Origin of the sequence: Aquibium oceanicum (assembly GCF_001889605.1) — a bacterium.
Classification (GTDB): domain Bacteria; phylum Pseudomonadota; class Alphaproteobacteria; order Rhizobiales; family Rhizobiaceae; genus Aquibium; species Aquibium oceanicum.
The window spans coordinates 2,620,136-2,631,735 of sequence record NZ_CP018171.1; the positions used below are offsets into that span (position 1 = coordinate 2,620,136).

Sequence of the window (11,600 nt, forward strand, 5' to 3'; positions counted from 1 at the left end):
TCGAAGATCCCGCCTCTCAATTGCGTCAGCGCAAGAGGAAGGTGAGGCGGCTCAGCCGAGTTCCGAGCGGTAGTGGAGCGCGCCGGTGAGGCAGCGGGAGACGCGCAGTTCCACCGGCTTGCCTTCGAGATCGAGTGCCATACGGGTGATCTCGAGAAGCGGCGTGCCGATGTCGCAGCGCAGGTGCGGCGCTTCCGCCCCGGTGGCCGCGACCGCCTTCAGCTTCTCGCTCGCGCGCGCGATGGTGATGCCCCAGCGTTCCGAATAGAGGCCGTAGACATTGTTCGGGATCTCCGCGAGATCGCCGAGGCCCGGAAAGCGCGCCGCCGGCAGCCAGATCGTCTCCACCAGCGACGGCGTCTCGGCGAGTGTACGGACGCGGTCGATCCGCCAGATCTCGTCGCCCTCGGCGATCCCCAACGCAGCGGCTTCGAGGCTGCCGCTTGCTTCCGACCGGCTGGCAAGAATGCGCGAACTCGGAAAGGTGACGTCGCCGCCATCGGGGACGAGCCTGAAGAACTGGAACAGGATACGGCTTTCCTCGGGTCTCGCGACGAAGGTGCCGCGGCCCTGCTGCCGGATCAGCAGGTTCTCGGCCGTCATGGCGTCCAGCGCTTTGCGGATCGTGCCCTGGCTCACCCCGACCTCGCGCGCCAGCTCCATTTCGGAGGGGATCACCTGGCCCGGTTGCCACAGGCCTTCGATCAGGCGGCGCACCAACTGGTCCCTGACCTGCACGTAGAGGGGTTTGTAGGGAAATGGCGCGACGGCGCCGCTCTGGTCCATGCTCGTCTTCCGGTCTCGCAACGGCTTCTTGTTAGCGCGTCGCGATTGACTCCGCCATCATTTCGTATCTTATGTCTTATATAAGACTCTTATCCGCCGGGCCGTCACCATGAGCATTCCCCACCTCCTCGTCCACGAGCACAAGGACAATGTCGGCGTGGTCGTCGTGGAAGGCCTGAAGGCGGGCACGACCATGCTGGCGGTGGTAACGGCGGACAACTCCTCGTTCGAGGTGGAAGCGAAGGCCGACATCCCGATCGGCCACAAGGTAGCGCTGAAGGAACTCGCCAGCGGCGATACGGCCATCAAGTATGGCGAGGACATCGGCCGCTTCGTCGCCGATGTGGCGCGCGGCGAGCACGTTCACGTCCACAATCTCAAAACGAAGCGCTGGTGATGCTCCTGGCGGCGCGCGGCGGCACCCGCGCGCGCCGGAGTGGTTCGACACAAGGGAAGGGCGGCCGATGGCGTCGAGATATTCCAACATGACGGTTAGAGCATACCGGCGCGAAAACGGCCGCGTCGGCGTGCGCAACCACGTGGTGATCCTGCCGGTGGACGACATCTCCAATGCTGCCTGCGAGGCGGTCGCCAACAACATCAAGGGTACGATCGCGCTGCCCCACGCCTACGGCCGGCTGCAGTTCGGCGAGGACCTCGACCTCTTCTTCCGCACGATGATCGGCACCGGGGCTAACCCCAACGTGGCGGCGGTCGTCGTCATCGGCATCGAGCCGGGCTGGACCAAGCGGATCGTCGACGGCATCGCGGCGACCGGAAAGCCTGTGGCAGGCTTCTCGATCGAGCAGAACGGCGACCTGAAGACGATAATGGACGCCAGCCGCAAGGCTAAGGACTTTGTGCACTACGCCACCGAGCTTCAGCGCGAGGAATGCTCTATCTCGGAGCTCTGGGTCTCGACCAAGTGCGGCGAGAGCGACACCACCACCGGTCTCGGCTCCTGCCCGACCGTCGGCAACATGTACGACAAGCTCCTGCCGGAAGGCATTTACGGCTGCTTCGGCGAGACCTCGGAGATCACCGGCGCCGAACACATCGCCAAGGCGCGCGCCATCAATCCGGAAGTCGGGGAGCGCTGGTACGCCATGTGGAAGGCTTACCAGGAGGACGTGATCGAGGCGCACAAGACCGACGACCTGTCGGAGAGCCAGCCGACCAAGGGCAACATCGAAGGCGGCCTGACCACCATCGAGGAAAAGGCGCTGGGCAACCTGGAGAAGATCGGCCGGACGTCGAGATACATCGACATCCTCGAGCCAGCCGAAGCGCCGAAATCGGGCGAGGGGCTCTACTTCATGGATTCCTCGTCCGCCGCGGCCGAGTGCGTGACGCTGATGGCAGCGGGCGGCTACGTCATCCACACCTTCCCGACCGGACAGGGCAACGTGATCGGCAATCCGATCGTGCCGGTGATCAAGATCACGGCCAACCCGCGCACCGTGCGAACGATGGGCGAGCATGTCGATGTCGACGTGTCGGGCATTCTGCGCCGCGAGATGACGATCGACGAGGCCGGCGATGCGCTGATCGACATGATCGTACGGACCGCCAACGGCCGCAACACAGCCGCCGAGGCGCTGGGGCACCGCGAGTTCGTGATGACGAAGCTCTATCGGAGCGCGTGAGGATCAGTCGCGTTCGATGCCGGCGTTAGCGAGCAATTGGAGAATCGTGTGTCGGAGCGCGGGCAATTCGAGTTCGTAGATCTTCCAGAGGACGTCGTTGCGAATCTCGTAGTAGCCGTGTCTGATGCGGTTGCCGATCCCGGCGATCTCGCCCCATTCTATGAGCGGAAACGCCTGCTTGTAGGCATCGGGCACGTTTCGCGACGCTTCGCTGATGACCATCACGAAATGGCTTACAGCGGCCTGCCGCATCCGGTCGTTCTCGAACGTGGATCTGCTGATCCCCGACAGGGTAGAATTGATGTCATCGATGGCCTCGACGATGTCCTGAAGCCAGTCGGTGTCGAGGCGCTTCATCAGAAGACCTGCAAAAGGTCGTCGGCAATCCTCTCCCTGAAGCGGGGTTTCATGGCCTCCGAGACCTCGGTCACCTGCGTCTGGATCCCGAGTTCCTCGCTGAGGTCCGGCCCGATCCCGAAGAAATCGAAGCTCGAGACGTGCGGCGGCGGATCGTATTCGATCAGGAGATCGAGATCGCTGTCCGGCCGCTCATCTCCTCGTGCACGCGAGCCGAATATCTGCAGGCGCGTGATGCCGCGCGCGCGCAGCTGCGGCTCCATCTCCTTCAGCCTGGCTATGATTTCCTCGCGTGTCATGACCGGCGCCGTGTCCTACGGTTCGACGGTTCGAATATAGTGCAAAAAGCGGATCGCGGGGAGGCGGGTGCCAGGCGCTCTGTTGCGCCGCATGCTGGCACGAGGAACGGCTGATATCCGGAGGGGAAGGCAAGGATGCCCGACATCGTCATCACCGAGTTCATGGACGAAGCCGCGGTCGAGCGGCTGAAGGAGCGGCACGAGACGCTCTACGATCCGGGCCTGGTCGACCGGCCGGAGGACCTTGCGCGTGCGGTCGCGAATGCGCGGGCGGTGATCGTGCGCAACCGCACGCAGGTCCGTGGCGCACTGCTCGACGTGGCGCACAAACTCTCCTGTGTCGGACGGCTGGGCGTCGGGCTCGACAACATCGACGTTGACGCCTGCAAGGCACGTGGCATCGCGGTCTACCCGGCGACCGGTGCCAACGACCTGTCGGTTGCCGAATACGTGGTCTCGGCCGCCATGACCCTGCTGCGCGGCGCCTATTCGGCGAGCGCCGACGTCGCGGCCGGCAAGTGGCCGCGGCAGACCCTTATCGGGCGCGAGCTGGCCGGCAAGACCATGGGGCTCGTCGGGCTGGGATCGATCGCGCGCGAGGTGGCGTGGCGGGCGCAGGCCTTCGGCATGCAGGTCGCCGCCTACGATCCCATGCTGCTCGCCAGCGATCCGGCCTGGCAACTGGCGCGCAACGTCTCGCTGGATGGACTTCTGGCGATATCCGACGTGGTCAGCCTGCACGTGCCGCTGACGGAGGCGACGCGCCGGATGATCGGAGCCGAACAGATCGCTGCCATGAAGCCGGGCGCGATCCTCATCAACGCCGCACGCGGCGGCGTGGTGGATGAGGAGGCATTGGCGGCGGCTCTGCGGGCTAACAGGATCGGCGGCGCGGCGCTCGACGTCTTCGAGACGGAGCCGCTGACGGCCGAGGCGGGCGCGAAGTTCTCGGGTCTGGACAATCTCATCCTTACGCCGCACATCGCGGGCGTCACGGTCGAGTCCAACCTTCGCGTCTCGGACCTGATCGCGCGGACCGTGCTGGCGCATCTGGAGAAGGCCTGAATGTCGGAAAGACTGCTGAGTGTCGCCGAGGCGCATGCGCTGGTCGTGGCCGCCCTGATGGCATCGCGGACCTCGCCGGACAACGCGGCGCAAGTCGCGGATGCGCTTATCGGCGCGGAACTGGCGGGGCAGGGCGGTCACGGCCTGCGCCGCGTGCCGGCCTACGCCGCGCAGGCCAGAGCCGGCAAGGTCGACGGCTTCGCCACGCCGAGCGCAAAGCGTACCCGGCCGGGCGCCGTGCATGTCGATGCAGCACTCGGGTTCGCCTATCCCGCGCTCGGCCTGGCCGCGCGGGAACTGCTCGCGATCACGCCGGAGCAGGGCATCGCGACCGCGGGCATTTATCGCTCGCATCATGCCGGCGTCGCCGGGCTTGCGGTCGAAGCTCTGGCCGAGCAAGGCCTCGTGGCCTTGATGTTTGCCAACGCGCCGGCCTCGATCGCGCCCTGGGGCGGGCGGCGTCCGCTCTACGGAACCGACCCGATCGCCTTTGCCTGCCCGACGGAGGGCGGCTTGCCGGTGGTGGTCGACGTGTCGATGTCCAAGGTGGCGCGCGGCAAGATCATGGCGGCAAACCAGAAGAAGGAGCCGATCCCCGAGGGCTGGGCGCTGGATGTCGACGGCAACCCCACCACGGATGCCAAGGCGGCCCTTGCCGGAACCATGGTGCCTCTCGGCGATGCGAAAGGCACGGCGCTAGCCCTCATGGTCGAGCTCTTATGCGCCGGTCTGACCGGCGCCAACTATGCCTACGAACAATCCTCCTTCTTCGACGCCGAGGGTGCGCCGCCGGCCACCGGACAACTCCTGATCGCGATCGACCCTCAGGCCTTCGGCACCGGGTCTCTGTCACGCTTCGCGGAGATGGCGGGGCTCGTCGCGGGCATGGATGGCGCGCGGTTGCCAGGGTCGAGGAGGCAGGCTATTCGTGAACGCCTTCGGCGCGACGGCATCCCTGCCGACGCCGCGCTCGTCATTGAAATCGAACAGATAGCCGCCGGTTGAAGGCGGGCCAAGGAGGCGTCCCGATGTTGCAGAAAACCAGCCACTACATGCGCCAGGCGAACCTTATCGGCGGCGAATGGGTGCAAGCGGATTCGGGCGCCACCATCGACGTCACCAACCCGGCCAACGGCCTCAAGATCGGCACAGTGCCGAAATCCGGCAAGGCCGAGACCAAGCGCGCCATCGAAGCCGCGGCCGAAGCCTTCAAGACCTTCCGCAAGACCTCGGCGCTCGATCGGTCCAAGATGCTGCGCCGGCTGCACGACGCCATCATGGACAACCAGGACGCGCTGGGCGAACTCCTGACCATGGAACAGGGCAAGTCGCTGACCGAGGCCAAGGGCGAGGTCGGCGCTTCTGCCGCCTACATCATGTGGTTCGCGGAGGAAGCGCGCCGCACCTATGGCGACGTCGTGCCGTCGCCCTGGGCCGACCGTCGAATCCTGGTGACGCGCGAGCCGGTGGGCGTGATCGCCGCCATCACGCCGTGGAACTTCCCATCCTCCATGCTAGCCCGCAAGATCGGCCCGGCCATCGCCGCCGGCTGCACGACGGTGGTCAAGCCCGCCTCGCAGACTCCGTACTCCGGTCTTGCCTGGGGACTTCTGTGCGAGGAAGCCGGCATTCCGGCCGGCGTGGTCAACATCGTCACCGGCTCCGCCGCCGAGATCGGCGACGAGATCTGCGCCAATCCGCTGGTCAAGAAGATCACCTTCACCGGCTCGACCGAGGTCGGCAAGATTCTGATCGAGAAGTCGGCCGCGACCGTCAAGAAGGTGTCCATGGAACTCGGCGGCAACGCGCCGTTCCTGGTCTTCGACGACGCCGACATCGACCGCGCGGTCGAAGGCGCGATGGTCGCCAAGTATCGCAATTCCGGCCAGACGTGCGTTTGCACCAACCGCTTCTTCGTGCAGGCGGGCATTCACGACAGGTTCGTGGAGAAGCTGGCCGAGGCTTCGGACAAGCTCAAGGTCGGATCGGGACTGGACCAGGGCGTGCAGCAGGGCCCGCTGATCGACGACAAGGCGGTCGAGAAGGTCGAGGAACTGATCGGCGACGCAACCGCCAAGGGCGGCAAGGTCGTCACCGGTGGCAAGCGCCACGACCTCGGCGGCTCCTTCTTCCAGCCGACCGTGATTTCCGGCGCCACGCCCGACATGCGCTTCATGAAGGAAGAGATTTTTGGGCCCGTCGCCCCGGTCTTCAAGTTCGAGACCGAGGAAGAGGCCGTAGCGCTGGCCAACGACACCGAATACGGCCTTGCCTGCTATTTCTACACCTCTGACCTCGGCCGCGCCTTCCGGGTCATGGAAGGTCTGAAATACGGCATGGTCGGCGTCAATGAGGGACTGATCACCACGCCCGAGGCGCCCTTCGGCGGGGTCAAGGAGAGCGGTCTCGGCCGCGAGGGCGGGCACCAGGGCATCGAGGACTACCTCGACACAAAGTACGTCTGCATCGGCGGCCTCGGCCTCTAGCCGGCAGCGAAACTGATCCAGGGCGACGCGCCGCAAGGCCGTGCCGGTTTGACGGGAGCGCCATATGGCGGATGCCGAGGAATTCGGGACGACGGCGGAAGGCGAAGCGGTCCATCGCCTCGAGATCAAGGGCGGCGGCCTGACGGCGCGCATCCTCACCTGGGGCGCCGTCGTGCAGGACCTGCGGCTGGCCGAGCACGACGCGCCACTGGTGCTCGGCTTCGAGAGCTTCGAGGACTATCCCGCCTATTCGTCTTACTTCGGTGCGATCGCCGGCCGCTACGCCAATCGCATCTCGGGCGGCCGCTTCACCATCGAGGGGCAGCGCTTCCAGACCGATACCAACTTTCTCGGCAAGCACACGCTGCACGGCGGATCCAAGAGCACGGGCAAGCGTGTCTGGAGGCTGGACAATCGCGGCTCCGACTTCGTTACCATGGCTTTGCGCGATCCCGATGGCTTCATGGGGTTTCCCGGAACGCTCGACATCCAGTGCACCTACCGCCTGAAACTGCCCGGCACGCTGTCGGTCGAACTCAGCGCGATCACTGACCAGGCGACGCTCTGCAATCTCGCCCACCATTCCTATTTCAACTTGAACGACGGCGGGATGAACGACGTCCTGGGTCACCGCATGATGATCCCCGCGCAGGCGTACCTGCCGGTGGACGGCGAACTGATCCCGACCGGCGTCGTGCAACCGGTCGAGGGAACGGCGTTCGACTTCCTGATGCCGCGGCCGATCGGTCTGCCCTTCGGCGGCAAGCACGTCGACTACGACCACAATTTCTGCCTATCGGCGTCGCGTGGCCCGCTCAAGCAGATGGCCTGGGCGCAAGGCACCAATTCGGGCGTGGAGATGGAAGTCTGGTCGACAGAGCCGGGCCTTCAGTTTTATGACGGCCACAAGGTGGCGCGCGAGAAGCCCGGCCTCGGAGGCCGCATCTACAAGGCCAATGCCGGCTTTGCCGTGGAGCCGCAGATCTGGCCGGATTCGCCGAACCGGTCCTATTTCCCGCAGGCGCTGCTGTGGCCGGGCGACCGCTACCGGCAGGTGACGGAGTATCGATTCAGACTGCCGTGAGGGCGGCGCCAAACGCCTCGCGAAGGACAGCAACCGGCGCCAGCGCCCCGCGCACCTGCACGACAGCAGCCGCGACCCTGTGGGCGCGGCGCACCGCTTCCGCGGGCGCATCGCCGGCGAGGCGTGCTGCGAGGTATGCGCCGTTGAAGCTGTCGCCGGCGCCGGTGGTGTCGACCGGGTTCGGTACGTGGACCGCGTCGATGGTGTCCACCGCACCGGCCCAGACCGACAGGACGGGCTCGGATCCGTTCTTGACGACGATCTCGGCCACGCCGGCCTTGCGGATTCGTTCGGCGGATTCCTCCAACGTGACGTCGCCGTAGAGCGCCTGCTCGTCGGGAAAGGTCGGAAGCGCGATGTCGCAGTGAGTCAACGCCTCTGCCACCGCTTGCCGGGCCGCATCGACCGAACCCCAGAGACGGGGGCGGTAGTTCGGATCGAAGGCGATCTTCGCCCCGTCCCGGCGGGCAGCGGCGACTGCGGCGAGCAGCCGCCCGCGGTCATCCTCCTGGAGGATCGCCAGGGTGATGCCTGAAAAGTAGATCAGCGCGCGTTCCTCCAGGCTGGCCGCGAGCGCGTCGGGATCGTCGGCGAGGCGCCGCGCCGCCGCGTCAGAGCGCCAGTACGTGAACGAGCGCTCCGCACCGTCGAGCGTGATGGCGTAGAGGCCCGGCCGCGCGCCGGGGATCACCGGGCTGGAAGCAATCCCGATGCCGTGATCGCGCAGGAAGGCGATCTGCCGGTCGGAAAACGGGTCGTCGCCGAAGGCCGAGACGTAGTCCGTCGGTTGCGCTTCTTCGCTGAGAGCGCGGATCGCCCAGAGCGTGTTGAACGTGTCTCCGGCAAAGCCCATGCGCCAGGTCTCTTCGCCCGCGCCCGAAAGTTCGAGCATGCATTCGCCGATCGATGCGACACCAGTTCCAGACATGTGATCTCCTCTCCGGTAAGGTCGATCTATACCGGAAGCGCGCTCGGCGCGAGGGGATCGTGGTCACCGGAAATTCCGCTTGACCTTGCCGGGACTGGAAGGTCTAGCGGTTGGGTGGCGTGGTCGTTCGAACGGTGCCGCCACTCCATGACGGGCCAATCGGGAATGTCGGGAATGCGGAAAACGATCTTCGTCGTGCTGGCACTCGTGGCGATGGCCGCCGCCATCGGCGTCTACATGATGATACACATGTCGCCACCCGACGACCTTGACCTTTCCCGCTCCAAGGCGACTGCGAACGGCCTCTTCCAGGTGACGATCGCGCCAGAATCCGAACCCCTCCGGCAGGGCCCGCTGCACGCGTGGATTCTCACCGTCGAGACCCCGGACGGTGTGCCGGTCGAAGCGGCGGAGATCGCCATCGACGGCGGCATGCCGCAGCATGGACATGGCCTGCCGACCAGCCCCGCCGTCACCGGCTCACTCGGCGACGGCCGGTATAGAATCGAGGGGGTGCGCTTCAACATGGGCGGATGGTGGGAACTGAAGTTCGCCATCGCCGCCGATGGGAGGATGGATGAGGTCGACTTCAACATCGTCCTCTAGAAAAGGGAAGACGCGGCGGGCGACGCTCCTTTCGGCGGCTGTCGTCCTTGCGCTCCTGCCGCTGGCCGGCTGCGAGCCGACCGCCTTTTCCGATGCCGAGAAGAAGCAGATCGCGTCCCTGTCGCTCGCCGCACTCCCGCCGCTTCCGCCCGATCCGTCTAACCGGGTCGCACAGGACCCGCGCGCGGCGGCGTTCGGGGAGGCGCTGTTCTTCGACACCGGCTTCAGCCCCAACGACGGCGTCGCCTGTGCCACCTGCCACGTCCCTGAGCGGCACTTCCAGGACGACCTGCCGCTCGCGCGGGGCATCGGCCGCACCAACCGGCGTACCATGCCGCTTTCCGGTGTCGCGTGGAGCCCCTGGCAGTTCTGGGACGGGCGCGCCGACAGTCTCTGGGCACAGGCGCTCGGACCGATGGAGAACCCGGTCGAGCATGGCGGCAACCGCACGGCCTTCGTGCGCGCGGTAGCTCAAGAACACCGGGACGCCTACGAGGCGCTCTTTGGCCCGCTGCCCGACGTTGAAGGACTTCCGGAGAATGCGGGTCCTTTCGGCGGTCCGGAAGAGAAGCAGGCGTGGGATGCGCTGACGCCGGAGCGGCGGGACGCGGTGAACCGCGTCTTCTCCAATCTGGGCAAGGCGATCGCCGCCTTCGAGCGCACGCTCGCGCCCGAGCCGACGCGCTTCGACCGTTTCGCCGCGGCGGTTTCAGCCGGCGAGGAACCGGCGGGGGAGGCGGCTTTCGACGACCTCGAGCTGGAAGGGCTGAAGCTCTTCATTGGCAAGGCGAACTGCATCGACTGCCACAACGGTCCGCGGCTGACCGACGACCATTTCCACAACACCGGCGTGCCGGCGGCGGACGGCCTGCCCGAGGATCGCGGCCGGGCGGGCGCCATCGCCACGCTGCTCGCCGATCCGTTCAACTGCCTCGGCTCCTACAGCGACGCGCAGCCGGATGAGTGCGGCGAGATCCGCTTCATGCTGCGCGAGGGCCACGAACTGGAGCGTGCCTTCAAGACGCCGTCGCTGCGTGGCGTCGCTGGGCGGCCGCCCTACATGCACTCAGGACAAATCGCGACGCTGGAAGAGGTGATCGACCACTACAGCCGCGCGCCCGCGGCGCCGGTCGGCCATACCGAACTCGACCCCGTCGTGCTCACCGAGCGCGGCCGGCAGGCGCTGATCGCTTTCCTGAAGACACTGGATCCGGTGTCTGGGGAGGGGTCGGTAGAGGCTGGGACGAACGGGAGCGCCGGTCCGTCTTGATTCTCCGCAAGGGCGGTGTCGTGCAATCCTGATAGGAGCGGGCATGCTGGTGAACCTCGCGCTCGGCGCCTTCGTCATCTCCCTCACCGTGGTGATCCACACCTGGGGGCTCATCGCCATCACGCACGTGATGGCGCAGCTGACCGCCCGCTTTCGTACCAGGGGCAGGCGAAGCCGCATCCTGGCGATGGTGTCGACCGTGATCGGCATCTTCTGCGTCATGACCGTCGAGGTGTGGCTCTGGGCCGCGTTCCACTACGGGCTGGGCGTGGTCGGCGACTTCGAGACGGCGCTCTACTTTTCGACCGTCTCCTTCTCGACGCTCGGCTACGGCGACGTTATCCCGGCGCAGGAGTGGCGGCTCTTCGCGGCACTTGAGGGCGTCGACGGATTCCTGCTCATCGGCTGGTCGACGGCTTACCTGATCGCGGCCGGCATCCGCGTCGGGCCGTTCCGGACCGGCGAGCATTTTTGACGCGGTGTCAGCGGCTCGCGCGCGGCCAACTGTCCTTCACCGTCTCCATGGCGACGTAGGTGGAGGTCTGGGAGACGTGCGGCAGCGCCGAGATCTTTTCGCCGAGCACCCAGCGGTAGCTCGCAATGTCGGTCGTGCGCACCTTCAACAGATAGTCGAAGCTCGACGCGATCATATGGCACTGCTCGACCTCGGGCACCGCAAGCACAGCCCGGTTGAAGGCATCGAGCGCGGCCGATCGCGTGTCCGACAGCTTCACCTGCACGAAGGCGACATGGCCTTCGCCCATCCTCTCACGATCGACCATGGCGGCATAGCCGCGGATATAGCCCTCCGCCTCCAGCCGTTTCACCCGCGCCTGCACCGGCGTCTTGGACAACCCGACCTTCGAAGCCACCTCGGACATCGACAAGCGCCCTTCGCGCGAGAGCGCGGCGAGGATGTTCCGGTCGATGCGGTCCAGACGATCTACCAATGCCATGATCCTAATCCATATGACCCAACACTCATTGCAGTTTTGGCACGTCCGGCGCGTCACTGGCAACCATGCGGTCCGAGCGCACGGCCCGGACTGTGATAATCAGGAATGCGAGGCGCC

General features: G+C 66.1%; 14 protein-coding genes. 9 read left to right on the plus strand and 5 right to left on the minus strand.

Going from position 1 to position 11,600, the window contains the following annotated elements:
• Window positions 1-51 precede the first annotated feature (51 nt).
• Entirely contained in the window at window positions 52-786 is a 735-nt protein-coding gene (locus BSQ44_RS12870; protein ID WP_072604743.1) for a GntR family transcriptional regulator, read from the minus strand.
• A 109-nt stretch (window positions 787-895) separates the two neighbouring features.
• Here BSQ44_RS12870 and BSQ44_RS12875 point away from each other — a divergent pair, with 109 nt between their 5' ends.
• Window positions 896-1,183, plus strand: coding sequence for a UxaA family hydrolase (locus BSQ44_RS12875; protein ID WP_072604746.1), 288 nt, complete (start codon window positions 896-898; stop codon window positions 1,181-1,183).
• A gap of 67 nt (window positions 1,184-1,250) precedes the next feature.
• Window positions 1,251-2,432: a UxaA family hydrolase gene (locus BSQ44_RS12880; RefSeq protein WP_072604748.1), complete on the plus strand. Its 1,182-nt coding sequence runs from the start codon at window positions 1,251-1,253 to the stop codon at window positions 2,430-2,432.
• Window positions 2,433-2,435: 3 nt separating this feature from the next.
• Here the strand turns inward: BSQ44_RS12880 and BSQ44_RS12885 are convergent, their stop codons facing one another.
• Both BSQ44_RS12885 and BSQ44_RS12890 read right to left on the minus strand, forming a co-directional pair.
• Window positions 2,436-2,789 (minus strand): HepT-like ribonuclease domain-containing protein, encoded by a 354-nt coding sequence (locus tag BSQ44_RS12885; RefSeq protein WP_072604750.1) that lies wholly within the window; start codon window positions 2,787-2,789, stop codon window positions 2,436-2,438.
• Complete coding sequence (locus BSQ44_RS12890) at window positions 2,789-3,088, minus strand: nucleotidyltransferase family protein (protein ID WP_072604753.1); 300 nt, start codon at window positions 3,086-3,088, stop codon at window positions 2,789-2,791. Before BSQ44_RS12890 ends, BSQ44_RS12885 begins: the two co-directional genes overlap by 1 nt.
• Before the next feature lie 135 nt (window positions 3,089-3,223).
• On the opposite strand from BSQ44_RS12890, the gene BSQ44_RS12895 reads away from it, so the two are divergent.
• The 4 genes from BSQ44_RS12895 (at window position 3,224) to BSQ44_RS12910 (ending at window position 7,723) form a co-directional block, all read left to right on the plus strand.
• Window positions 3,224-4,153: a hydroxyacid dehydrogenase gene (locus BSQ44_RS12895; RefSeq protein WP_072604755.1), complete on the plus strand. Its 930-nt coding sequence runs from the start codon at window positions 3,224-3,226 to the stop codon at window positions 4,151-4,153.
• Window positions 4,154-5,158 (plus strand): Ldh family oxidoreductase, encoded by a 1,005-nt coding sequence (locus tag BSQ44_RS12900; protein WP_072604758.1) that lies wholly within the window; start codon window positions 4,154-4,156, stop codon window positions 5,156-5,158.
• A gap of 23 nt (window positions 5,159-5,181) precedes the next feature.
• Window positions 5,182-6,639 (plus strand): NAD-dependent succinate-semialdehyde dehydrogenase, encoded by a 1,458-nt coding sequence (locus BSQ44_RS12905; protein WP_072604760.1) that lies wholly within the window; start codon window positions 5,182-5,184, stop codon window positions 6,637-6,639.
• 64 nt (window positions 6,640-6,703) lie between these two features.
• The gene (locus tag BSQ44_RS12910) at window positions 6,704-7,723 is read left to right on the plus strand and encodes an aldose epimerase family protein (RefSeq protein ID WP_072604762.1); all 1,020 of its coding nucleotides are present in this window, start codon (window positions 6,704-6,706) and stop codon (window positions 7,721-7,723) included.
• Here BSQ44_RS12910 and BSQ44_RS12915 read toward each other — a convergent pair.
• On the minus strand, window positions 7,710-8,651 hold the full coding sequence (locus BSQ44_RS12915) for a sugar kinase (protein WP_072604764.1): 942 nt from the start codon (window positions 8,649-8,651) through the stop codon (window positions 7,710-7,712). The genes BSQ44_RS12910 and BSQ44_RS12915 overlap by 14 nt on opposite strands.
• 174 nt (window positions 8,652-8,825) lie before the next feature.
• On the opposite strand from BSQ44_RS12915, the gene BSQ44_RS12920 reads away from it, so the two are divergent.
• The 3 genes from BSQ44_RS12920 to BSQ44_RS12930 are packed head-to-tail and all read left to right on the plus strand — an operon-like array spanning window position 8,826 to window position 11,002.
• The gene (locus BSQ44_RS12920; RefSeq protein ID WP_083534726.1) at window positions 8,826-9,257 is read left to right on the plus strand and encodes a FixH family protein; all 432 of its coding nucleotides are present in this window, start codon (window positions 8,826-8,828) and stop codon (window positions 9,255-9,257) included.
• Entirely contained in the window at window positions 9,229-10,527 is a 1,299-nt protein-coding gene (locus BSQ44_RS12925; RefSeq protein ID WP_072604768.1) for a cytochrome-c peroxidase, read from the plus strand. The genes BSQ44_RS12920 and BSQ44_RS12925 overlap by 29 nt, the downstream gene beginning before the upstream one ends.
• Before the next feature lie 43 nt (window positions 10,528-10,570).
• Window positions 10,571-11,002, plus strand: coding sequence for a potassium channel family protein (locus BSQ44_RS12930; protein ID WP_072604771.1), 432 nt, complete (start codon window positions 10,571-10,573; stop codon window positions 11,000-11,002).
• A gap of 7 nt (window positions 11,003-11,009) precedes the next feature.
• Here the strand turns inward: BSQ44_RS12930 and BSQ44_RS12935 are convergent, their stop codons facing one another.
• Window positions 11,010-11,483: an Lrp/AsnC family transcriptional regulator gene (locus BSQ44_RS12935; protein WP_072604773.1), complete on the minus strand. Its 474-nt coding sequence runs from the start codon at window positions 11,481-11,483 to the stop codon at window positions 11,010-11,012.
• Window positions 11,484-11,600: the final 117 nt, after the last annotated feature.